This window comes from Mesorhizobium sp. LEGMi-168a (assembly GCF_058312955.1).
In genome coordinates this window covers 35,838-56,457 of the sequence record NZ_JBZEGV010000001.1, presented here as the reverse complement: position 1 = coordinate 56,457, position 20,620 = coordinate 35,838, and the positions used below count along the sequence as shown (strand labels likewise).

The window sequence follows — 20,620 nt, the reverse complement described above, 5'->3', positions numbered from 1 at the left end:
CCGCGTGTCTGGCCTCGCTCCCGACGCGCCTCTATAGTCGGCGGATGATCTGTTCCTTCAAGAAACCGGCTATTGCCGTTGCCGCGCTCGCCAGCATCCTGATGGCCGGCGCAGCCTTCGCGAACGACAGCTCGGCGCAGAAGCTGCCTGGCGTCAGCAGCGACTATCGCATCGCCAAACCTGCCCCGCAGCCTGAGCCGGACGATGCGCAGCCTGCCGGCGGCAATGGCACGTTCAAGATCGGCGACACCGATGTCAGGATTTCCGGCAGCATAACCATCGACATGGCAACGGGCGGCATCAGGCCACCCAATCACTGATCGGGCGAGTTGACTGGCTGCGGGATACGAGCGGTTGCGAGATACGAGCCTGCGCTCTGCCCTCAAAATTTAAGCCCCGCCACTGCTTCCGCAGGTGGACGGGGCTTTCATGGATCTGAAACCCAACTTTAGCCGGGAGTGGACTGCCGGCGTTCTGTTTCGGATGCAACGCGGCTTTCAGCCGACGATCCGACTATGGTCTCTGATTGTACGGAATCGGCAGGTCACGGTTTGTCGGGTTGGCGCTTGCGCCCCACCCTGGCACTTATGCCCGCCGCGGCTCCATCTACTCGTGGAGCCTCAAGGGACTGTCCGGTGGCGTCATGCTCCGCTCCTTCTGTCCGTTGCGACCATTGTCTTACGAAGCTCTAGTCGCGAACGCCTGCGGCGTCTCGCAGGCCACCTTGGGGTGGCGAGGCCATCGACAGACGGCCGGCCTCGCTGACGCCCCGACACTGCTCCCGTGAGTCGGCGGCGTCAACCGTTGAATAGCCGGTTACCGAAAAATGTGATTGCTTGGAGGTTACGTCCAGGTAAGTCAAATGCCGCCTGCCGATTGGCGGTTTTGCGGCCGCTGTTTCCACAGCGCTTCTCGCGATTGTTTCCACAACGCTTTGTCAGGAGCGTGTTCGGCCTTTGTTCTTTCCGCTTGCCCGCCCACGCGAAAGACGGTTAAACGCTTTTGTCGAGAATTGTGGCGTCTCTCGACGCAGCGGCGAAATTACCTACATAAGGGATGGCCGGGACAACCCCGCCCAATCCAGCAAATTCCAGACCTGAGGCGGCGACCGGCGATGGCCGACCAAAAATACCTTTCCATTCGCGGGGCGCGCGAACACAATCTGAAGAACGTCGATCTCGACCTGCCGCGCGACAGCCTGATCGTCATGACTGGACTGTCGGGATCCGGCAAGTCGTCGCTCGCCTTCGACACCATCTATGCCGAGGGCCAGCGTCGTTATGTCGAAAGCCTGTCGGCCTATGCCCGCCAGTTCCTGGAGATGATGCAGAAGCCGGACGTCGACCAGATCGACGGTCTGTCGCCTGCCATCTCGATCGAGCAGAAGACCACTTCGCGCAACCCGCGTTCGACGGTCGGCACCGTCACCGAGATCTACGACTATATGCGCCTGCTGTTCGCGCGCGTCGGCATCCCTTATTCGCCGGCCACCGGCCTGCCGATCGAGAGCCAGACCGTCAGCCAGATGGTCGACCGCGTGCTGGCGCTGGAGGAAGGCACGCGCCTCTATCTGCTGGCGCCGATCGTGCGCGGCCGCAAGGGCGAGTACCGCAAGGAACTGCTGGAGCTGCAGAAGAAGGGTTTCCAGCGCGTCAAGGTCGACGGCGTCTTCTATGAGATCGCCGACGTGCCGGCGCTGGACAAGAAATACAAGCACGACATCGACGTCGTCGTCGACCGCATCGTCGTGCGCGGCGATCTGGCCACGCGGCTTGCAGACTCGATGGAAACCGCGCTGAAGCTCGCCGACGGCCTCGCCGTGGCCGAATTCGCCGACAGGCCGCTCGACGCCCGCCAGACCGGCGAGGACTCGGTCAACAAGTCGAAGAACGAGACGCATGAGCGCATCATGTTCTCGGAAAAATTCGCCTGCCCGGTGTCCGGCTTCACCATTCCGGAAATCGAGCCAAGGCTGTTCTCCTTCAACAATCCGTTCGGCGCCTGCCCGACTTGCGATGGGCTTGGCAGCCAGCGCGCCATCGACGTCAATCTCGTCGTGCCGGACGAGAATGTCTCGCTGCGCGATGGCGCCATCAGCCCGTGGGCGAAGTCGACCTCGCCCTATTACGCGCAGACGCTGGAGGCGCTCGGCAAGGCCTATGGCTTCAAGCTTGGCGACAAGTTCAAGGATTTGAGCGCCGAGGCGAAACAGGCCGTGCTGCACGGCACGGGCGAGCGCGAGATCACCTTCCAGTACGACGACGGCCTGCGCTCCTATAAGACCACCAAGACGTTCGAGGGCGTCATCCCCAATCTCGACCGGCGCTGGAAGGAAACGGAATCGGCCTGGATGCGCGAGGAGATCGAGCGCTTCATGTCGGCCACCCCCTGCCCCGCCTGCAACGGCTATCGGCTGAAGCCGGAAGCACTGGCGGTGAAGATCGCCGGCAAACATATCGGCGAGGTCACCGAACAGTCGATCCGCAAGGCTGACCAGTGGTTCACCGACCTGCCGGCGCAGCTCAACGAAAAGCAGAACGAGATCGCCGTCAGAGTGCTCAAGGAAATCCGCGAGCGGCTGCGTTTCCTGAACGATGTCGGCCTCGACTATCTGACGCTGTCGCGCAATTCCGGCACGCTGTCGGGCGGCGAGAGCCAGCGCATTCGTCTCGCCTCGCAGATCGGCTCGGGCCTGACCGGCGTGCTCTATGTTCTGGACGAACCGTCCATCGGCCTGCACCAGCGCGACAATGCGCGCCTGCTCGATACGCTGAAGCACCTGCGCGACATCGGCAACACGGTGATCGTCGTCGAGCATGACGAGGACGCCATCCTGCATGCCGACTATGTCGTCGACATCGGCCCGGCCGCCGGTATCCATGGCGGAGAAATCATCGCGCAGGGCACGCCGCAGCAGATCATGGCGACGCCCGCCTCGATCACCGGCAAATATCTGTCGGGCGAGCTGGAAGTGGCGACGCCGGAAGTGCGCCGCGAGGCGAAGAAGAACCGGCGCATCAAGGTCGTCGGCGCGCGCGGCAACAACTTGAAGAACGTGACGGCGGAGATCCCGCTCGGCACCTTCACCTGCGTCACCGGCGTGTCCGGCGGCGGCAAGTCGACCTTCCTGATCGAGACGCTGTTCAAGGCGGCCTCGCGCCGCATCATGGGCTCGCGCGAGCATCCGGCCGAACACGACCGCATCGAGGGCCTGGAATTCCTCGACAAGGTCATCGACATCGACCAGTCGCCGATCGGCCGCACGCCGCGTTCCAACCCGGCGACCTATACCGGCGCCTTCACGCCGATCCGCGACTGGTTCGCCGGCCTGCCGGAAGCCAAGGCGCGCGGCTATCAGCCGGGCCGCTTCTCCTTCAACGTCAAGGGCGGCCGCTGCGAGGCCTGCCAGGGCGACGGCGTCATCAAGATCGAGATGCACTTTCTGCCCGACGTCTACGTCACCTGCGACGTCTGCCACGGGAAGCGTTACAACCGCGAGACGCTGGACGTGCTGTTCAAGGGCAAGTCGATCGCCGACGTGCTCGACATGACGGTCGAGGAAGGCGTCGACTTCTTCTCGGCGGTGCCCGGCGTGCGCGACAAGCTGGAGACGCTGAAGCAGGTCGGCCTCGGCTACATCCATATCGGCCAGCAGGCGACGACGCTGTCGGGCGGCGAGGCGCAGCGCATCAAGCTTGCCAAGGAACTGTCGCGCAAGGCGACCGGCAAGACGCTCTACATCCTCGACGAGCCGACCACCGGCCTGCACTTCCACGACGTCGCCAAGCTCTTGGAAGTGCTGCACGAGCTGGTCGACCAGGGCAACACCGTGGTGGTGATCGAGCACAATCTCGAGGTGATAAAAACCGCCGACTGGGTGCTCGATCTCGGCCCCGAAGGCGGCGACGGCGGTGGCGAGCTGGTGGCATCCGGCTCGCCGGAAGCGATCGTGCGCGAGAAGCGCAGCTACACCGGCCAGTTCCTGAAGGAGCTTCTGGAGCGGCGCCCCGGAGGCAAGCGCGAAGCGGCGGAGTGATGGCGAACACCGGGCTCGTCTCCGTCGAAAGCCGCTTCGGCGTGGCCGAAACCATCGACCGGCTGGTCGAGACCGTCACCCGTGCGGGATTGCGTGTCTTCGCCCGGATCGACCATGCCGCCGGCGCGCATGAAATCGGCGCGCTGTTGCGTCCGACCGAATTGCTGATCTTCGGTCATCCCAAGGGTGGTACGCCGCTGATGCAGGATGAGCAGCTTGCCGGCATCGACCTGCCGGTGAAGGCGTTGGCCTGGGAGGACGCACAAGGCAAGGTCTGGTTGTCCTACAACGATGCGCATTGGCTGGCCGAGCGGCATGGGCTTGGCGACGCCAGCCAGGATGCCGTTGCGGCCATTTCGGCGGGCATGGAAAAGGTCGTCGCGGCCACGGCTGGAGTCAATCAATCATGAGACTGGCCTGCCCCGAAGATCTTGCCGCCGTCGCTTCGCTGACCACGGCCGCCTATGCTCCCTACACGGCCCTGTTCGGCGCGCCGCCGATACCGGTGACGGAAGACTACGCGCCGCGCATCGAGCGCGACGAAATCTGGCTGCTGGAAGAAGGCACCGAACTCGCGGGGCTGATCGTGCTCGAGCGGCATTCCGATCACGCCATGATTTTCAGCGTCGCCGTCGCGCCGGCCTTCCAGGGCAGGAAGCTCGGCATCAAGCTGCTCAATTTCGCCGACGAGCAGGCCCGGCAGTGGCATCTGTCGGAGGTTCGGCTCTACACCAATTCGCGGATGGAGCGGAACATCGCGCTCTATGCGGCCTATGGCTATCGCGAGACCGGCCGCCGGCCCAATCCGTACCGGCCGGGATGGACTGTCGTCGACATGGCCAAGCCGGTCGACAAAGCCGCCTGATCGTATTTTGCAACTGGGAGGAAGACGATGACCAGCCAAGGAAAGATCCGCTCCGGCATGGGCGGCTGGACCTTCGAGCCGTGGGACACCTCCTTCTACCCGGACAAGCTGTCGAAGGCGAAGCAGCTCCACTACGCCAGCCGCCAGGTGCCAAGCATCGAGGTCAACGGCACTTACTATTCCAGCTTCAAGGAGCCGACCTTTGTCAAATGGGCAAGCGAGGCACCCGACGGCTTCGTCTATTCGCTCAAAGGCAATCGCTTCGTCACCAACCGCCGCGTTCTCGGCGAGGCCGGGGAATCGATGATGCGCTTCCTCGGCTCCGGCGTCGCCGCGCTCGGCGACAAGCTCGGACCGATCCTTTGGCAGTTCGCGCCGACAAAAAAGTTCGATGGGGACGATTTCGAAGCGTTCCTCAAACTGCTGCCCGAGAAGCAGGACGGCGTGCCGCTGCGCCATGCGCTGGAAGTCAGGCATGACAGCTTCATCGTGCCGGAATTCCCGGCATTGGCGCGCAGATACAACGCCGCGATCGTCTATGCCGACCACGCCAAATATCCGGCGATCGCCGACGTCACCGGCGATTTCGTCTATGCGCGGCTGCAGACCGGCAGCGACGACAATCCCGACTGCTACACGCCGAAGGGGCTCGACGAATGGGCGGCGCGGGTGAAAACCTGGGCGGAAGGAAAGCAGCCGGCCGATCTGCCGCGCGCCGACCCCAAGACCGACGCGCCGGTCAAGCCGCGCGATGTCTTCGTCTACTTCATCACCGAGGGCAAGGTGCGCGCGCCGTTCGGCGCTATGGCGTTGATGAAGCGGGTGGGTTGAGACCTACTGCGGCTATCCGTCGTCATACGTCGGGATCCGGCACTAAGGCCGGCGCACCAGTGTCCAGCAGCCCTGCCGGAACCTACGGGATATCATGACCGTTTTGCCTTTGCGGGCACCGGGCGGGAATTCCGGCCCGCTATCTCGCCGAAGGCCCATCTTCCGAGGGAAAGCGAGGAACGATGGCAGTCATTCTCATTGGGGCGGTGCTCACCGTTGCCGGCGTCGTGTACATGGCAGGGGCCGCGCTGAGGCGCGGACAACTGAGTGACCCAGCACCTACAGCGCCGGACCGCCCGGCGCCGAGCTTGGCTACACCGGGCCCGACACTCGAGCCGCGGCGGCGCGGACTCGGTTTCCTCGGCCTGTCGCAGAATTGGCCGGGTCTGCTGATGATGGCGGTCGGCATCATCCTGCTGTTGTCGATGGCGGTTCTCTGAGTCAAAGCATGTGTCCCGAGGTTTCGGGACAAAGGCATGCGTATAATCAAAAACCTAAAGCGCACGGAGCGAATCCGAAAGATCGCGACGCGCTTTGGGAAATTATGGCATCTTCGCTGCTATCGTAACGTAATCGATACTTCCTTGCCGCACTAATGCACCTACGCCAGGTTGCAGAAACCCGGCGCCGGCAAGGACGGGTGCATGCTGCTCGACTACAACTCATTGCTGCTGGCCGTCGGCTTCTCCGCCGCCTGCCTTAGCCTGACCCTGTTCGGAACCTGGCTGACCGCCCGTTCCGACAAGTTCTTGCTGACATGGGCAATCAGCGTGCTGGCGGTGGTAGTCGAGGTCTTTGTCTATGACGCCTATATCGAAGCGCCCGGAACGGCTCTCGGCGTCCTGACGCTAGCGCTGTTGCTGCTCGGCTTCTCGGTGATGCTGGGCGCCGCCTACCAGTTCCGGACCGGCCACTCCCCGCTGCCGCGCATTGCGCTTGGCGTCGGCATCTCCTTCGCGCTGGCGCTGCCGCCCATGGCGCTCGGCTATGACGGGCTGGGCTTCATGCTGGAGAATTCGCTTGCGGCGCTGCTCCTGTTCGGCACGGCGCATGACTATTGGAAAGGCCGCGCGGAGGCGCCGGCGCAGCTAATTGGCGTGGCGCTGCTCTACTCGCTGACCGCCGCGTCCTTCGTGCTGTGCGCGGCCGTTTTGGCATGGGATGGCAAGCTGGTGCTTGGCCACGCGCCGAACAACTGGGCGGAGGATCTGAGCCTGGTCATCGTCATCGCCTCGATGACCGGCATCGGCGCGCTGTCGCTGGCGCTCAACCAGGGGCGGCTCGCGCGCCATCACAAGCGCGAGGCAGAGACCGATGCGCTGACCGGTCTGCTCAACCGCCGCGCCTTGTTCGACCTGCACGGCAAGATACCTGTCGGCGCCTTCATGGCGGTGGTGGTGTTCGACCTCGACGGCTTCAAGGCGATCAACGACCAGTACGGCCACGCCGCCGGCGACGAGGTGCTGAAGGTGTTCGCCGAAGAACTGTCCGGCAATCTGCGCCCGAACGATGTCGCTGCCCGCATGGGCGGCGAGGAATTCGCGCTGGTGCTGAAGCGCGCTTTGCCCGAGATGGTCGAGAGCACGGCCGAACGGATAAGGATGGCGTTCGCGACGCGGACGATCGAAACCGAGACGGGTCCGTTGACATGCACGGTGAGCGCCGGTTTTGCGTTCGGCAGCAACGAAGGCACGAGCTTCGACAAGGTGCTCAGCGCCGCCGACAAGGCGCTTTACGCAGCCAAGCGCGGCGGCCGCAACCGCGTGCTGGACATCCGCCGCTGTGCTTGAAGCTTGGAGCATGTCTCCCGAAAGTGGGAACCGGTTTCGGGGCAAAGACATGCGCAAAATCAAAACCTAAAGCGCATGAGCGAATCTGAAAGATCGCGATGCGCTTTAGAAGCGCAAGTCGTCAGTGGCGTCCGATCACTTCGTTGTAAGCATCGAGGTCGACGTAAAACACCTTGGTTATTTCTCCGAGCAGATCGTCCTCGTCATAGCCTTGCGACATCAGGATGTTGATCGCCGTCATGATATCCACGCGTTCAGTGAGGCGTCGCTTCTGATAATCCTCGACAAAACGTTCCATCGCCTTCCCCTGGCAAGTTCTTTGTTGGACGCATTGACCGACAATCACTGTGGGGAAAGCTAGGCGGGCTTGCTTGCATGGAACTTGCCGGGCGCGCCCGCGCCCCCCTTCATTTTGCGACTGGCACGGAATGCGGCCGACTCACCAAGGCCAAGAAAAGACTAGCATGCAGCTTTGGAGGCGCCAGAGTTACGCGGGGCTGGGCGGGAGAAATATTGGCCTTGCTATCGATCGTGATGTCGGCCGAAGTCGAGCAATCGATTCTAGACTGTCAGGAACTTCCGCACATCCGCCCGGTCGAGGTCCTCGGCCGGACCGGTGTGCACGATCTGGCCGCGGTCCATGATATTGACCTCGTCGGCGAGCTCGCGGCAGAAGTCGAGATATTGCTCGACCAGAAGCACGGCGATCCCCGCCTGGTCGCGCAGATAGCGGATGGCGCGGCCGATATCCTTGATGATCGACGGCTGGATGCCTTCGGTCGGCTCGTCGAGCACGAGCAGCTTCGGCCGCATCACCAGCGCCCGCCCGATGGCGAGCTGCTGCTGCTGACCGCCGGACAGGTCGCCGCCTTGTCGCGACAGCATCTGCTTCAGCACCGGAAAGAGCTCGAAGACATGGGCCGGAATGTTGCGCTCGGACCGCCTCAGCGGCGCGAAGCCCGATTCCAGGTTCTCGCGTACCGTGAGCAGGGGAAAGATCTCCCTGCCCTGCGGCACGAATGCGATGCCCGACCGGGCGCGGTCATACGCCGCGCTCCGGTCGAGCGCCTTCCCCTCGAAGGCAACGCTTCCGCTCGTCAGCCGGTGGTGGCCGACGATCGATCTCATCAAACTGGTCTTGCCGACGCCGTTGCGGCCGAGCACGCAGGTGATCTTGCCGGCGCCGGCGTTCAGCGAAACGCCGCGCAAAGCCTGGGCGGCGCCGTAATGGAGCGTGGCATTGGAGACTTCGAGCATGCTCAGCCCCTTCTCCAGCGCTTCAGAAAAGCGAAATCGAAACGATAAAACGGAACCCGCCAGACCATGCTCATCGCCCCAGATAGACTTCGACGACGCGCTCGTCGGCAGAGACGAAATCGAGCGTGCCTTCCGACAGCACCGAGCCCTCATGCAGGCAGGTGACCTTGACGCCAAGCTCGCGCACGAAATGCATGTCGTGCTCGACGACGATCACCGAATGGTCGCGGGCGATGTCCTTGAGCAGCCGCGCCGTCTCCTCGGTCTCGGCGTCGGTCATGCCGGCGACTGGCTCGTCGACGAGCAGCAGCTTCGGGTCCTGCGCCAAGAGCATGCCGATCTCCAGCCACTGCTTCTGGCCGTGGCTTAGATTTGCGGCGAGCTCGTCGCGCTTGTCGCCGAGGCGGATGATACCGAGGATGTCGTCGATGCGCCGCGCTTCGTCCGCCGAGCGGCGATGGAATAGAGCCGGGAAGATCGAGCGCGGCCCCTTCAGCGCCAGCATGAGATTGTCCTCGACGCTGTGGCTTTCGAAGACGGTCGGCTTCTGGAACTTGCGGCCGATGCCCATCATGGCGATCTCGGCCTCGTCATGCCGAGTGAGGTCGACCTGGCCGTCGAAGAACACCTCGCCCTCGTCCGGCCGCGTCTTGCCGGTGACGATGTCCATCATCGTCGTCTTGCCGGCGCCGTTGGGACCGATGATCGCGCGCATCTCGCCCTTGTCGAGCACAAGCGACAGATTGTTGATGGCGCGAAAACCGTCGAAGGAAACCGAGACGCCGTCGAGATAGAGGATGGTGTTTGATTTGCTCATGATCGCTCACTCCGCCGGCTGCGGCTCGGCGCCGGAAGCGGACCAGGCGCCCGGGGTCCTCGCCGCCGAGCGCACGATCTTCGGCTGAGGCTCGTGCGCATCGACGCCGGCTTCCGCGGCGAGCGAGGCAGCGCGCAATGCCTTGGCCTTGCCGCGCCACGAATCCCACATGCCGACCACGCCTTTGGGCAAAAACAGGGTGACGGCGACGAACAGCCCGCCCAGCGCGAACAGCCAGAATTCCGGCAGCACGCCGGTGAACCAGGATTTGCCGGCATTGACGAGCAGCGCGCCGATGATCGGACCGACGATGGTGCCGCGCCCGCCGACGGCGGTCCAGATCACCACCTCGATCGAGTTGGCCGGCTCGAACTCACCGGGATTGATGATGCCGACCTGCGGCACGTAGAGCGCGCCGGCGATGCCGGCCATGACAGCCGAAACGGTGAAGGCGAACAGCTTGACGTTCTCGGCCCGCCAGCCGAGGAAGCGGGTGCGGCTTTCGGCGTCGCGCACAGCCATCAGGAGCTTGCCGTATTTGGAGCGCACGATCGCCGCGGTGACGAAGACGGCCAGCGCCAGCGTGACGGCGCTCGCGGCAAACAGCGCCGAGCGCGTCGCATCGGCCTGCACGTTGAAGCCGAGAATGTCCTTGAAGTCGGTCAGGCCGTTGTTGCCGCCAAAACCCATGTCGTTGCGGAAGAAGGCCAAGAGCAGCGCATAGGTCATCGCCTGCGTGATGATCGACAGATAAACGCCGGTGACGCGGCTGCGGAAGGCGAACCAGCCGAAGACGAAGGCAAGCAGGCCCGGCACGGCGAACACCATGAGCGCCGCGACCCAGAAATGGTCGAAGCCGTGCCAGAACCACGGCAGTTCCTTGTAGTTCAGGAACACCATGAAATCGGGCAGGATCGGATTGCCGTAGACGCCGCGCGAGCCGATCTGGCGCATCAGATACATGCCCATCGCATAGCCGCCGAGCGCGAAGAAGGCGCCGTGGCCGAGCGAGAGAATACCGCAATAGCCCCAGACGAGATCGAGCGCCAAGGCGAGCAGCGCATAGCAGAGATATTTGCCGAGCAGCGCCACCATATAGGGCGGCACATAGAACGCGCTCGTCGGCGAAACCGCAAGGTTGAGCAGCGGCACGACGACCGCCGCAGCCAGCAGGACCAGGACGGTGATCGCGATGCGGCGGTCAGCGCCGAAGAGGCGGGAGGCGATCATGCTTCCACCGCCCTGCCCTTGAGCGCGAACAGGCCGCGCGGGCGTTTCTGGATGAACAGGATGATCAGCACCAGCACGACGATCTTGCCGAGCACGGCACCGGCATAGGGCTCGAGGAACTTGTTGACGATGCCGAGCGAGAAGGCGCCGACCAGCGTGCCCCAGAGATTGCCGACGCCGCCGAAGACGACGACCATGAAACTGTCGATGATGTAGCCGCGGCCGAGATTGGGCGAGACGTTGTCGATCTGGCTGAGCGCCACACCCGCAATCCCGGCAATGCCGGAGCCGAGCGCGAAGGTCAGCGCGTCGACCCATGGCGTCCTGATGCCCATCGACGCGGCCATGCGGCGGTTTGCGGTGACGGCGCGCATCTGCAGCCCCCAGGGCGTGCGCTTCATAACATAGAGGAGCACCGCGAACACCAGTAGCGCGAACACCAGGATCCAGAGCCGGTTCCAGGTGACGGCGAGTTGGCCGATGTCGAACGAGCCCGACATCCAGGACGGATTGCCGACCTCCTGGTTGGTCGGCCCGAAAATGGTGCGCACCGCCTGCTGCAGGATCAGCGAGACGCCCCAGGTGGCCAAAAGCGTTTCCAGTGGGCGGCCATAGAGAAAGCGGATGATGCCGCGCTCGATGGCCAGGCCGACAAGTGCTGAGACGAGGAAGGCGAGCGGCAGCGCGATGACCAGCGACCAGTCGAAGAGGTTCGGAAACGAGGTGCGGATCACCTGCTGGACGACGAAGGTGGTGTAGGCGCCGAGCATCACCATCTCGCCATGCGCCATGTTGATGACGCCCATGACGCCGAAGGTGATGGCGAGGCCGATCGCCGCGAGGAGCAGCACCGACCCCAGCGAGATGCCGTACCAGATGTTCTGGCCTGCATCCCACAGCGCCAGCGTCGAATTGATGTGGCCGATGGCAGCGCTCGCGGCCTCCTTGACGGCGCCCGGAGCATTGGCATCGACCGACGTCAGCAATGAAAGCGCGTCGCGATCGCCCCGCGCAGCGATGACCGAGATGGCCGCGAGCTTGTCGGCTTCGGGCTTCTCGGAGACGAGGATTGAGGCCGCGCGGGCCTGCTCGAACAGGGCCTTGACGCTGGGATCGGTCTCGGCGGCGATCGCGGCATCAAGCGGCTCGATGTTCGCTGCGTCGGGGGTCTTGAACATGGTCGCCGCAGCGGCGAGGCGCACGCCCGGGTCCTTGGCGCGCAGTGTCAGCGTGCCCAGCGCATCGCGGATGACGCGGCGCAGGCCGTTGTTGACCTTGATCTTGGTGAGGTCAGCCTTGGCGGCATCGGCGGATTTCTCGCCGCTCAGCGGATCGAGCAGTTCGATGCCGCCACCGGCTTCCTTGCCGACGAAAACCTGGGAATCGGCCTTGCGGATATAGAGATTGCCGTCGGCGAGCGCCGAGAGCGGGCGTTCGACCGCCGGATCGCCGCTCGCGGCAAGCTCGCGCACCACGGCCTCGGTCGCTGAGAAATTGGCGACTGCCGCAAATTTGGCGATCACGGCGCGAAGATCGGCTTCGGCCGCGCTGGACGGCAATAGGCTTGCCATCGTCAGCAGCATCATCAGCCCAATCGCGCGCAAAAGGATCATCGTCTTCGAGCGGCTCTCAAAGGTTGGAGGATTTTGCCCGGGCGAGGTGAGGCCCGCCCGGGCAGTGGTCTAGGATCGCGGGGCCACACCGCAATCCGACAGACCTGGGGGTCACGGACCAAGGTCCGGACCGTGATCAGTTGGTGCCCTTGCCGCCGCACTTGCCCGTGGCGACGTTGAAGTTGCCGCAGCTCAGCGGGGCGCGCCAATCGGAGATCAGCTCCTTGGAGTCAGGCAGGTAGTCGGACCATTCGTCGCCCATGACGAGGCCGGGCGTCTGCGAGACGGTCTCGAACTGGCCATCGGCCTGGATCTCGCCGATCAGCACCGGCTTGGTGATGTGATGGTTCGGCATCATCGTCGAATAGCCGCCGGTCAGGTTCGGCACCGACACGCCGACCATGGCGTCGATGACCTTGTCCGGATCGGTGGTGCCAGCCTTCTCGACCGCCTTCACCCACATGTTGAAGCCGATATAGTGGGCTTCCATCGGGTCGTTGGTGGTGCGCTTGTCGTTCTTGATGAACTTGTGCCAGTCGTCGATGAACTTCTTGTTCTCGGGCGTATCGACGCTTTCAAAGTAGTTCCAGGCGGCGAGATGGCCTACCAGCGGCCCGGTATCGAGGCCGGCCAGTTCTTCCTCGCCGACCGAGAAGGCCATGACCGGGATGTCCTCGGCCTTGATGCCCTGGTTGCCGAGCTCCTTGTAGAACGGCACGTTGGCGTCGCCGTTGACGGTCGACACGACGGCCGTCTTCTTGCCGGCCGAGCCGAACTTCTTGATCGCCGAGACCTCGGTCTGCCAGTCGGAGAAGCCGAACGGCGTGTAGTTGACCATGATGTCCTCGGCCGGCACGCCCTTCGACTTGAGGTAGGCTTCGAGGATCTTGTTGGTCGTGCGCGGATAGACATAGTCGGTGCCTTCGAGCACCCAGCGCTTCACCGAGCCGCCATCGGCGCTCATCAGATAGTCGACGGCCGGAATCGCCTGCTGGTTCGGCGCCGCGCCGGTGTAGAAGACGTTGCGCTCGCTCTCCTCGCCCTCATACTGGACGGGGTAGAACAGGATGTTGTCGAGCTCCGAGAACACCGGCAGCACCGACTTGCGCGACACCGAGGTCCAGCAGCCGAACACCGCCGCCACCTTGTCCTTCGAAATCAGCTCGCGTGCCTTTTCGGCGAAGAGCGGCCAGTTCGACGCCGGATCGACGACGACCGCCTCAAGCTTCTTGCCGAGCAGGCCGCCCTTGGCGTTCTGCTCATCGATCAGCATCAGCATGACGTCCTTCAGCGTCGTCTCCGAAATCGCCATGGTCCCCGACAGCGAATGGAGGATGCCGACCTTGATCGTGTCGTCGGCCGCCCTGGCCGGGGACGACATCGCCAGGCCGGTGGCGATCACGCCGGCCGAAAACATTTTTGTTATTGCCGAGAAATTACCCCTCATGTTCCACGCTCCCAAGCTGGTTGTTTTGCATCGCAACATAGCGCTGCAAGCGACGTGCCAAACGTGGAAGCGTGAGGGGGTGAAGAGCGATAGATAAGTATTTACAATCGGTTATCGGATAGCCGTCGAACTTGTTGAGTCTTCGGGGTGAATACGGATTGAGAAAACTTTGCGCATCTCTGCCTATATTTTGCCCAAATGGTAAAAATGCCTAAACTTTGATCTCGGCTCTGCATACGGCAATCGGATCGCGGTTGCGAGACGATGGCAAAATGGGGCAAGGTCGCCGCGCAAACGAGCGACGTCATGGCCTTACGCATCATCCTGAGCTTCCTGCTTCTCTTGTCCGCCGCCGGCGGCGCCCGCGCCGACTTCACCGACGGCAAGCTGCCCGACGGGACCTATCACTGCGAGGTGTATCTGCTCGGCCTGTTCCTCAACCTCGGCGACATAACCATCAAGGGCAATGTTTATAGCGGCCCGGTGACCTTCGGCACCTCGGGAACCTACAATTATCAGATGGATGCCAATGGCGAGATCAGCTGGCTCGGCCCGCTCGGCGGCTACACCAGCGGCGGCAACTCGATCTCGCTGACGCAAGCGACGCTGGATGATCCGGCCGGCCCCTCCTTCGACATCATCCTGAAGCAGCAGGACGGCGCCTTCACGGCTTCGACCTGCACCAAAAGATAGCGGTGGCAGCGCCATCAGCGCCTGCCATCCCCATTCCGCCCTCTCATGTCATCCGGATGTTGCCGAAGCGGCTTAGGCAGCGGCTGTCGTCAACATCCACCCGAGAGGCAGAAACGATGGCCAACTCCCCGTCCTCACCCTCCCCCGTCATTCGCGACGTCATTGCCGCGCGCGTCTCGCGCCGCGAGCTCCTCAAGGGCGGCATCGCCTCCGGCGCGCTGATTGCCGGCGGCAGCTTCGTCGGCTCCTTGTTTGCCGGCGAAACACATGCGGCAGCCGCTCAATCCACCCTCGGCTTTCCCGAACTGAAGCGGGTCTACGACAAGACCCACGCCGCCGCCGAAGGTTATGAGACGACCATCGTCGCGCGCTGGGGCGATGCGCTCGCTGCCGGCCTGCCCGAATTCGACGGCAACAAGGTCGCGGCGGAAGAGCAGGAGAAGCGCTTCGGTTACAATTGCGACTACATCGCCTTCATGCCGCTGCCCAAGGGTTCGGAGAATTCCGACCACGGTCTGCTCTGCGTCAACAACGAATACATCTCGCCGAATGTCATGTTCCCCGGCATGACCGAGGACGACGCCGGCAAGACGATGACCAAGGAACAGGTCGATCTCGGCCTCGCGGCGATGGGCCATTCGATCGTCGAGGTGATGCTCAAGGACGGCAACTGGTCGATCATCGAGGACAGCCCGCTCAACCGCCGTATCACCGCCAACACCGAGATGGTTGTCTCCGGTCCCGTCGCCGCCCATGCGCTGCTGCAAACCTCGGCCGACGCCACCGGCAGCAAGGTGCTGGGCACCAGCTACAATTGCAGCGGCGGCGTCACGCCCTGGGGCACGGTGCTGACCTGTGAGGAAGGCGTTTCCGACCTCTTCGGCGGCGACCCCAAGAAGGCGCCGACGGCCGACATCCTCGACCGCTACGGCTTCGACGGTTCCGACATCTACGGCCGCGGCCGCTTCCATGACCGCTTCAACATCGACAAGGAGCCGAACGAGCCGAACCGGTTCGACTGGGTGGTCGAGATCGATCCCTACGATCCGCAGTCGAAGCCGGTGAAGCGCACCGCGCTCGGTCGCATGTCACATGAGGCCTCTACCGTCGTGCGCAACAAGGACGGCCGCATCGTCGTCTACATGGGCGACGATGATTATTTTGAGTACATGTACCGCTTCGTCTCGGCAAAACCTTACGATCCGGCGAACCCCGCCTCCGGCAAGGATCTTCTCGACGACGGCGTCCTGTCGGTGGCGCGTTTCGACGGCGACGGCACGATGAGCTGGCTGCCGCTGATCCACGGCCAGGGCAAGCTCACTGCCGAGAACGGTTTTGCCGACCAGGCCGAGGTGCTTCTGAAGACGCGCCTTGCCGCCGATGCGCTCGGCGCGACGCCGATGGACCGGCCGGAGGACATCGAGACCAATCCGGTTACCGGCCGCGTCTACGCCGTCATGACCAAGAACAAGAAGCGTGACGAATCCAAGATCAACCCGGCCAACACGCGGCCGGAAAACCTGTGGGGCCACATCGTCGAACTGATCCCGCCCGGTGGCCGCGGCCCCGACGCCGACCATACCGCCGACAAATATGCCTGGGACCTGTTCGTGCTCTGCGGCAACCCCAAGGACGCCAAGGTCGGCGCCACCTTCCATCCGGACACGTCGGATAATGGCTGGTTTGTCTGCCCCGACAATATCACCTTCGATCCGGCGGGCCGGCTGTGGGTGGCGACCGACGGCGCCAACGATTTCGACCTGCCGGACGGCGTCTATGGCGTCGACACAGAGGGTGCTGCGCGTGGGTTGCCAAAGCTGCTCTTCACCTGCCCGCACGGCGCCGAGGCGACCGGACCCTGCTTCACGCCCGACGGCACCACGCTGTTCCTCTCCGTCCAGCACCCGTCCGAGGATGCCGAGACGCTGGACAAGGCACAATCCCTATGGCCCGACTTCAAGGACGGCCAGCCGCCGCGACCGTCGGTGGTCGCCATCCGCCGCAAGGATGGCCAACCGGTCGGCGCATAAGCGGAAGGATACAAAAAAGGCGCGGAACCCTTTCGGGCCCCGCGCCAGCAGGCAGTCGGGAGGACTAGATGCTTTTCGCCGACATCTGCGCGGCGATGTAGTCGGCCTGGCGGATGGCCAGCGACACGATGGTCAGCGTCGGGTTTTCCGCGCCGCCGGTGGTGAACTGGCTGCCGTCTGACACGAACAGGTTCTTGATGTCGTGCGCCTGGCCATGCTTGTTGACGACGCCGTCGGCCGGCTTCTCGCTCATCCGGTTAGTGCCGAGATTGTGGGTCGACGGATAGGGCGGCGTCGGGAAAGTCCTGGTTGCCCCGACCGCCGCGTATAGCGCCTGGCCTTGGCTGTAGGCGTGGTCGCGCATCGCCGTATCGTTGGGATGGTCGTCGAAATGGACGTCGGCGATCGGCATGCCGTGCTCGTCCTTTTCGCCCTTGTGCAGCGTGATGCGGTTCTCCTCGCGCGGCATGTCCTCGCCGACGATCCACAGGCCAGCCATGTGGTCATAGTGGTCGAGCGCCGTGGTGAAGGAGCGGCCCCAGCCGCCGGGGTTGAGGAAGGCGGCCATGAACGGCAGGCCGAGCGACAGCGTCTCCATCTCGTAGCCGCCGACGAAGCCGCGCGACGGATCGTGACGCGCCTCATCTCGGATGATGCCGGCCATGGTGGTGCCGCGATACATATGCACCGGCTTGTCGAAGATGGCGTAGACCGAGCCGGTCGTATGGCGCATATAGTTCTTACCCACCTGCCCCGATGAATTGGCGAGCCCCTGCGGGAACTTGCTCGATTCGGAATTGAGCAGCAGGCGCGGGCTCTCGATCGAATTGCCAGCGACCGCGACGATGCGGGCCTTCTGCTCCTGCAGCTTGCCGTCCTTGTCGGCATAGACGACGCCCGTCACCTTGCCGGAGGCGTCATGGTTGATCTTGATCGCCATCGAATTCGGCCGCACCTCGAGATGGCCGGTGGCCTCGCCTTTCGGGATCTCGGTGTAGAGCGTCGACCACTTGGCGCCCCATTTGCAGCCCTGGAAGCAGAAGCCGGTCTGCTGGCAGGAATTGCGGTCGTCGCGCTCGACCGAATTGATGGCCATGTTGCCGGTGTGGCATTCCTTGTAGCCGAGCTTGTCGGCGCCGGCCTTGAGCACCTTGAAGTTGTTGTTGCCGGGCAGCCGCGGCCAGTCATTGGTGCCGGTCACACCCATCTTGGCTTCGGCCTTTGCGTAGTATGGTTCCATTTCGGCGAGCGTGACCGGCCAGTCGATGAGGTTCGCGCCTTTCACCTTGCCGTAGCTCGAAAGCGCCTTGAATTCGTGCTCCTGGAAGCGCAGCGACGCGCCCGCCCAATGCGTGGTCGAGCCGCCGACCGACTTGACGATCCAGGCCGGCAGGTTCGGAAAATCCTTCGCCACCCGCCAGTCGCCCGAGGTGGTGCGCTTGTCCTTCCAGGCGAGCTGGGCAAACGAGTCCCACTCGTCGTTGATGAAATCCTCGTATTCGTGACGGGCGCCCGCCTCGAGGATGACGACGTCGATGCCTTTCTGCGCCAGCTCGTTGCCCAGCGTGCCGCCGCCGGCGCCGGAGCCGATGATGACGACCACGCCGTCGTTCTTCAGATCAAATGATGCTGCTGCCATGGTTTCCTCCCATGAAATCGGTCAAAAGCGGTTCAAGAACAGAGCGGCTCAGAGCCACTCGATGTCGTTGAAGCCGCGCGCGATGTAGCCGCCCTTGGAGTAGGATTCGCCCTCGTAACCGAAGATTGGCCACACCTCCTTCTGGTTGTAGAGGCTGACGACGAGGCCGCCGCGCACCGCCTGGAAGAACGGCGTCGTCTCGATGTCCTTGAGCAGCGCGACACGCTGCTCTTCCCAGCCAAGGCCGCGATAGCCGCCCTTGCCGGCCTTCTTGTCGAGATCGGCGATGCCCTTTTCGATCAGCTCCTTGTGGGCCGGATCCTTGGCGGCCGTCTCGTCATGCCCCTTGACGGCGATGGCGTAATATTTGTCCGGCACCTGATCGTGCGGGTAGATGTCGCGCGCCACCTGGATCAGCGTCGCCATCGTCTCCGGTTTCAGCGCCGAGGTTTCCAGCCCCCACGCGTGCTCGGGGCTGATGACGGCGCTGCCGGAAATGATAAGAAGCGCGCCTGCGCCGCCGCGTTTGAGAAGCTCGCGCCGCGAAAGGCCAGGCTTCCTTTCAAGAGGCTGCTTCCCTTCATAGATCGTGACCATAATTTCCTCCCTGCTTGCTGTTCGCATCCTCCTCGGATGCCGTTGCTGGCGCCGCGCCGGTCCGCGCGGCATTTGTCCCCTATTGGAAGCGCCCTCCTCGCTGCAGGACCTCGATCTTGTAGCCGTCGGGGTCCTCGATGAAGAAGAAGCGGGCGATGAGCGCTCCGTCGCGGTTGAACTCCACGATCTTCTTCGGATTGAGCCCAAGAGCGCCGAGCCGGTCGTGCTCGCTGTCGAGATCGGCGACGGACACGGCGAGGTGGCCGTAGCCGTCGCCGAGCGCATAAGGCTCCGTCCGATCCTTGTTGACCGTCAGTTCGACCTCGAACGGCGAGTCGGCATTGCTGAGATAGATCAGCGTAAAACTCTCGAAATCGAGCCGCTGCGCGACGTCGAGGCCGAAGGCCTTGTTGTAGAAATCGACGGACCGGGCCTCGTAGAGAACCCGGATCATGGTGTGGATCGCCTTCGCCAAATCGGTCTCCGCAGCTTTGGTGCTCTGAAGCCGATTATGCGCGCCGGCGAAAAAAGGTGGTGGCAGCCGATTACCACGCATGCTGCTGGAAAATGCGTAGTGTCGCGCCAGTTTTGCATCTCGCCCCGAAACGCGTCGCGACGCATTCTGAGGACGAAAGTCTGATTGCCGTCACCGGCTGTCAGGCCGAAGATGAAAGCGCAGGCAGTGTTCAAGAGGCGCCAACGCTCAATCGGCGCCCAAGACCAACAAGAATGGGAGGTAACGATGTGCAGAGTCTTTGCCGGACAAGATCCGGAAGGCTACCGGCAGATCAATCGGTCGATCCGCATAGACGGACATTCGACGAGCATCCAGCTCGAGGCGACGTTCTGGGCGCTGCTCGACGAGATCGCCGAAAGCCAGGGTCTGACGACGCCCAAATTCATCTCGACCCTCTATGACGAGGCGATCGAGATCAACGGCCAGATCCCGAACTTCGCCTCGATGCTGCGCACGACCTGCGCGCTCTATCTGCGCGGTCACCGGCCAGCGGCGCAGGAGCTGGCCGCACTCAAGCGCGAAGCCGCCTAGCTTGCCGCCGCGACCTCAAGCGCCAGCCGCGTCATGTCGGTGAACAGCGCCTGGCGTTCGGAATAGTCGGTCTGCTCGTCCGTGGCGACGTGGTCGACCACGGTCAGCAGCGACAGGGCGCGCGCGCCGAACTGGGCGGAGATGCGGTAGAGCGCGCTGGTTTCCATGTCGACCGCCAGCGCGCCGAGCGTCCTTGGCTCGTCGAACCGGGCACGGCCATCGGGATGGTGGAACACGTCGCTGCAGATGGTCAGTCCAGCGCTGCAGGCGATGCCGAGATCGGCAGCGCGCTGCAGCGCCAGCGCATGCAGCGCCTCATCCGGTCCTGCCGGCTGGTAAAGTCCGAACACTTGCCCGCTGATTGCTCCCTCGGCGCGCACGGCGCTGGAAATGACCACACCGCGCAGTGGAACATCTTCCGATAGGGCGCCGCATGTGCCGGTGCGGATCAGCGTCTTCACCCCATGATAGTCCAGCAGCTCATGGGCGTAGATCAGGAAGGACGAGACGCCGATGCCGGTTGCCTGGATGCTGACGGGCTTGCCGCGAAACCTGCCGGTGAAGCCGAGGGCGCCCCGGCGGCGATTGACGCAGCGCGGCGCCTCGAGAAAAGTTTCCGCCATCCATTGAGCACGCTCGGGGTCGCCGGGCAGCAGCACCGTTTCGGAATAGTCGCCCCTGCCCGCCTCGATGTGCGGCGTCACGCTACCTCCCTGTCATGCAAACT

At 63.6% G+C, this 20,620-nt stretch carries 20 protein-coding genes; 10 read left to right on the top strand and 10 right to left on the bottom strand.

Annotated elements, in window-relative coordinates:
• The first annotated feature begins 44 nt into the window (after window positions 1-44).
• The 7 genes from AC4FWB_RS00250 to AC4FWB_RS00220 all read left to right on the top strand — a co-directional run bounded on the left by AC4FWB_RS00250 (window position 45) and on the right by AC4FWB_RS00220 (window position 7,522).
• Window positions 45-320 carry a hypothetical protein gene (locus AC4FWB_RS00250; protein ID WP_491023790.1) on the top strand — a complete coding sequence of 92 codons (276 nt, stop codon included), beginning with the start codon at window positions 45-47 and terminating at the stop codon, window positions 318-320.
• Between the two features lie 794 nt (window positions 321-1,114).
• Entirely contained in the window at window positions 1,115-4,036 is a 2,922-nt protein-coding gene (uvrA, locus tag AC4FWB_RS00245; protein ID WP_491023789.1) for an excinuclease ABC subunit UvrA, read from the top strand.
• Entirely contained in the window at window positions 4,036-4,446 is a 411-nt protein-coding gene (locus AC4FWB_RS00240; protein ID WP_491024321.1) for a DUF302 domain-containing protein, read from the top strand. Before uvrA ends, AC4FWB_RS00240 begins: the two co-directional genes overlap by 1 nt.
• Window positions 4,443-4,901 carry a GNAT family N-acetyltransferase gene (locus AC4FWB_RS00235; protein WP_491023788.1) on the top strand — a complete coding sequence of 153 codons (459 nt, stop codon included), beginning with the start codon at window positions 4,443-4,445 and terminating at the stop codon, window positions 4,899-4,901. Before AC4FWB_RS00240 ends, AC4FWB_RS00235 begins: the two co-directional genes overlap by 4 nt.
• Before the next feature lie 27 nt (window positions 4,902-4,928).
• A complete protein-coding gene (locus AC4FWB_RS00230) occupies window positions 4,929-5,732 on the top strand; it encodes a DUF72 domain-containing protein (protein ID WP_491023787.1) in 804 nt (267 codons plus the stop codon).
• A gap of 308 nt (window positions 5,733-6,040) precedes the next feature.
• Complete coding sequence (locus tag AC4FWB_RS00225) at window positions 6,041-6,172, top strand: hypothetical protein (protein ID WP_491023785.1); 132 nt, start codon at window positions 6,041-6,043, stop codon at window positions 6,170-6,172.
• 204 nt (window positions 6,173-6,376) lie between these two features.
• The gene (locus AC4FWB_RS00220; protein ID WP_491023784.1) at window positions 6,377-7,522 is read left to right on the top strand and encodes a GGDEF domain-containing protein; all 1,146 of its coding nucleotides are present in this window, start codon (window positions 6,377-6,379) and stop codon (window positions 7,520-7,522) included.
• Window positions 7,523-7,643: 121 nt separating this feature from the next.
• Here the strand turns inward: AC4FWB_RS00220 and AC4FWB_RS00215 are convergent, their stop codons facing one another.
• The 6 genes from AC4FWB_RS00215 to urtA all read right to left on the bottom strand — a co-directional run bounded on the left by AC4FWB_RS00215 (window position 7,644) and on the right by urtA (window position 13,886).
• Window positions 7,644-7,820 carry a hypothetical protein gene (locus AC4FWB_RS00215; protein ID WP_320219154.1) on the bottom strand — a complete coding sequence of 59 codons (177 nt, stop codon included), beginning with the start codon at window positions 7,818-7,820 and terminating at the stop codon, window positions 7,644-7,646.
• A gap of 263 nt (window positions 7,821-8,083) precedes the next feature.
• Window positions 8,084-8,779, bottom strand: coding sequence for an urea ABC transporter ATP-binding subunit UrtE (gene urtE / locus AC4FWB_RS00210; protein WP_491023782.1), 696 nt, complete (start codon window positions 8,777-8,779; stop codon window positions 8,084-8,086).
• A gap of 70 nt (window positions 8,780-8,849) precedes the next feature.
• Window positions 8,850-9,596, bottom strand: a complete 747-nt coding sequence (gene urtD, locus AC4FWB_RS00205; RefSeq protein WP_491023781.1) for an urea ABC transporter ATP-binding protein UrtD — start codon at window positions 9,594-9,596, stop codon at window positions 8,850-8,852.
• Window positions 9,597-9,602: 6 nt separating this feature from the next.
• A complete protein-coding gene (gene urtC, locus AC4FWB_RS00200; protein ID WP_491023780.1) occupies window positions 9,603-10,826 on the bottom strand; it encodes an urea ABC transporter permease subunit UrtC in 1,224 nt (407 codons plus the stop codon).
• Window positions 10,823-12,439, bottom strand: a complete 1,617-nt coding sequence (urtB, locus tag AC4FWB_RS00195) for an urea ABC transporter permease subunit UrtB (protein WP_491023779.1) — start codon at window positions 12,437-12,439, stop codon at window positions 10,823-10,825. Before urtB ends, urtC begins: the two co-directional genes overlap by 4 nt.
• Window positions 12,440-12,575: 136 nt before the next feature.
• A complete protein-coding gene (gene urtA / locus AC4FWB_RS00190; protein ID WP_491023778.1) occupies window positions 12,576-13,886 on the bottom strand; it encodes an urea ABC transporter substrate-binding protein in 1,311 nt (436 codons plus the stop codon).
• Between the two features lie 306 nt (window positions 13,887-14,192).
• Here urtA and AC4FWB_RS00185 point away from each other — a divergent pair, with 306 nt between their 5' ends.
• Together AC4FWB_RS00185 and AC4FWB_RS00180 are read left to right on the top strand one after the other, a co-directional pair.
• Window positions 14,193-14,579 (top strand): hypothetical protein, encoded by a 387-nt coding sequence (locus tag AC4FWB_RS00185; RefSeq protein WP_491024320.1) that lies wholly within the window; start codon window positions 14,193-14,195, stop codon window positions 14,577-14,579.
• A 116-nt stretch (window positions 14,580-14,695) separates the two neighbouring features.
• Entirely contained in the window at window positions 14,696-16,609 is a 1,914-nt protein-coding gene (locus AC4FWB_RS00180; protein WP_491023776.1) for a PhoX family protein, read from the top strand.
• Between the two features lie 64 nt (window positions 16,610-16,673).
• Here the strand turns inward: AC4FWB_RS00180 and AC4FWB_RS00175 are convergent, their stop codons facing one another.
• From AC4FWB_RS00175 to AC4FWB_RS00165, 3 genes are all read right to left on the bottom strand, one after another.
• Window positions 16,674-18,248, bottom strand: coding sequence for a GMC family oxidoreductase (locus AC4FWB_RS00175; RefSeq protein WP_491023774.1), 1,575 nt, complete (start codon window positions 18,246-18,248; stop codon window positions 16,674-16,676).
• A 48-nt stretch (window positions 18,249-18,296) separates the two neighbouring features.
• Entirely contained in the window at window positions 18,297-18,845 is a 549-nt protein-coding gene (locus AC4FWB_RS00170; protein ID WP_491023773.1) for a gluconate 2-dehydrogenase subunit 3 family protein, read from the bottom strand.
• Window positions 18,846-18,924: 79 nt separating this feature from the next.
• The gene (locus tag AC4FWB_RS00165) at window positions 18,925-19,320 is read right to left on the bottom strand and encodes a VOC family protein (RefSeq protein WP_491023771.1); all 396 of its coding nucleotides are present in this window, start codon (window positions 19,318-19,320) and stop codon (window positions 18,925-18,927) included.
• A gap of 267 nt (window positions 19,321-19,587) precedes the next feature.
• Here AC4FWB_RS00165 and AC4FWB_RS00160 point away from each other — a divergent pair, with 267 nt between their 5' ends.
• A complete protein-coding gene (locus AC4FWB_RS00160; RefSeq protein ID WP_491023770.1) occupies window positions 19,588-19,893 on the top strand; it encodes a ribbon-helix-helix domain-containing protein in 306 nt (101 codons plus the stop codon).
• Here the strand turns inward: AC4FWB_RS00160 and AC4FWB_RS00155 are convergent.
• Window positions 19,890-20,597, bottom strand: a complete 708-nt coding sequence (locus tag AC4FWB_RS00155) for a purine-nucleoside phosphorylase (RefSeq protein ID WP_491023769.1) — start codon at window positions 20,595-20,597, stop codon at window positions 19,890-19,892. The genes AC4FWB_RS00160 and AC4FWB_RS00155 overlap by 4 nt on opposite strands.
• Window positions 20,598-20,620 lie beyond the last annotated feature (23 nt).

What these genes read in the sequence shown, in the direction of transcription:
- urtC (WP_491023780.1), bottom strand. Translation starts at nt 10,826, where the DNA reads ATGATCGCCTCCCGCCTCTTCGGCGCTGACCGCCGCATCGCGATCACC.
- urtD (WP_491023781.1), bottom strand. Translation starts at nt 9,596, where the DNA reads ATGAGCAAATCAAACACCATCCTCTATCTCGACGGCGTCTCGGTTTCC.
- urtE (WP_491023782.1), bottom strand. Translation starts at nt 8,779, where the DNA reads ATGCTCGAAGTCTCCAATGCCACGCTCCATTACGGCGCCGCCCAGGCT.
- AC4FWB_RS00235 (WP_491023788.1), top strand. Translation starts at nt 4,443, where the DNA reads ATGAGACTGGCCTGCCCCGAAGATCTTGCCGCCGTCGCTTCGCTGACC.
- AC4FWB_RS00185 (WP_491024320.1), top strand. Translation starts at nt 14,193, where the DNA reads ATGGCCTTACGCATCATCCTGAGCTTCCTGCTTCTCTTGTCCGCCGCC.
- urtB (WP_491023779.1), bottom strand. Translation starts at nt 12,439, where the DNA reads ATGATCCTTTTGCGCGCGATTGGGCTGATGATGCTGCTGACGATGGCA.
- AC4FWB_RS00250 (WP_491023790.1), top strand. Translation starts at nt 45, where the DNA reads ATGATCTGTTCCTTCAAGAAACCGGCTATTGCCGTTGCCGCGCTCGCC.
- urtA (WP_491023778.1), bottom strand. Translation starts at nt 13,886, where the DNA reads ATGAGGGGTAATTTCTCGGCAATAACAAAAATGTTTTCGGCCGGCGTG.
- AC4FWB_RS00230 (WP_491023787.1), top strand. Translation starts at nt 4,929, where the DNA reads ATGACCAGCCAAGGAAAGATCCGCTCCGGCATGGGCGGCTGGACCTTC.
- AC4FWB_RS00175 (WP_491023774.1), bottom strand. Translation starts at nt 18,248, where the DNA reads ATGGCAGCAGCATCATTTGATCTGAAGAACGACGGCGTGGTCGTCATC.
- uvrA (WP_491023789.1), top strand. Translation starts at nt 1,115, where the DNA reads ATGGCCGACCAAAAATACCTTTCCATTCGCGGGGCGCGCGAACACAAT.
- AC4FWB_RS00240 (WP_491024321.1), top strand. Translation starts at nt 4,036, where the DNA reads ATGGCGAACACCGGGCTCGTCTCCGTCGAAAGCCGCTTCGGCGTGGCC.
- AC4FWB_RS00160 (WP_491023770.1), top strand. Translation starts at nt 19,588, where the DNA reads ATGTGCAGAGTCTTTGCCGGACAAGATCCGGAAGGCTACCGGCAGATC.
- AC4FWB_RS00220 (WP_491023784.1), top strand. Translation starts at nt 6,377, where the DNA reads ATGCTGCTCGACTACAACTCATTGCTGCTGGCCGTCGGCTTCTCCGCC.
- AC4FWB_RS00215 (WP_320219154.1), bottom strand. Translation starts at nt 7,820, where the DNA reads ATGGAACGTTTTGTCGAGGATTATCAGAAGCGACGCCTCACTGAACGC.
- AC4FWB_RS00180 (WP_491023776.1), top strand. Translation starts at nt 14,696, where the DNA reads ATGGCCAACTCCCCGTCCTCACCCTCCCCCGTCATTCGCGACGTCATT.
- AC4FWB_RS00170 (WP_491023773.1), bottom strand. Translation starts at nt 18,845, where the DNA reads ATGGTCACGATCTATGAAGGGAAGCAGCCTCTTGAAAGGAAGCCTGGC.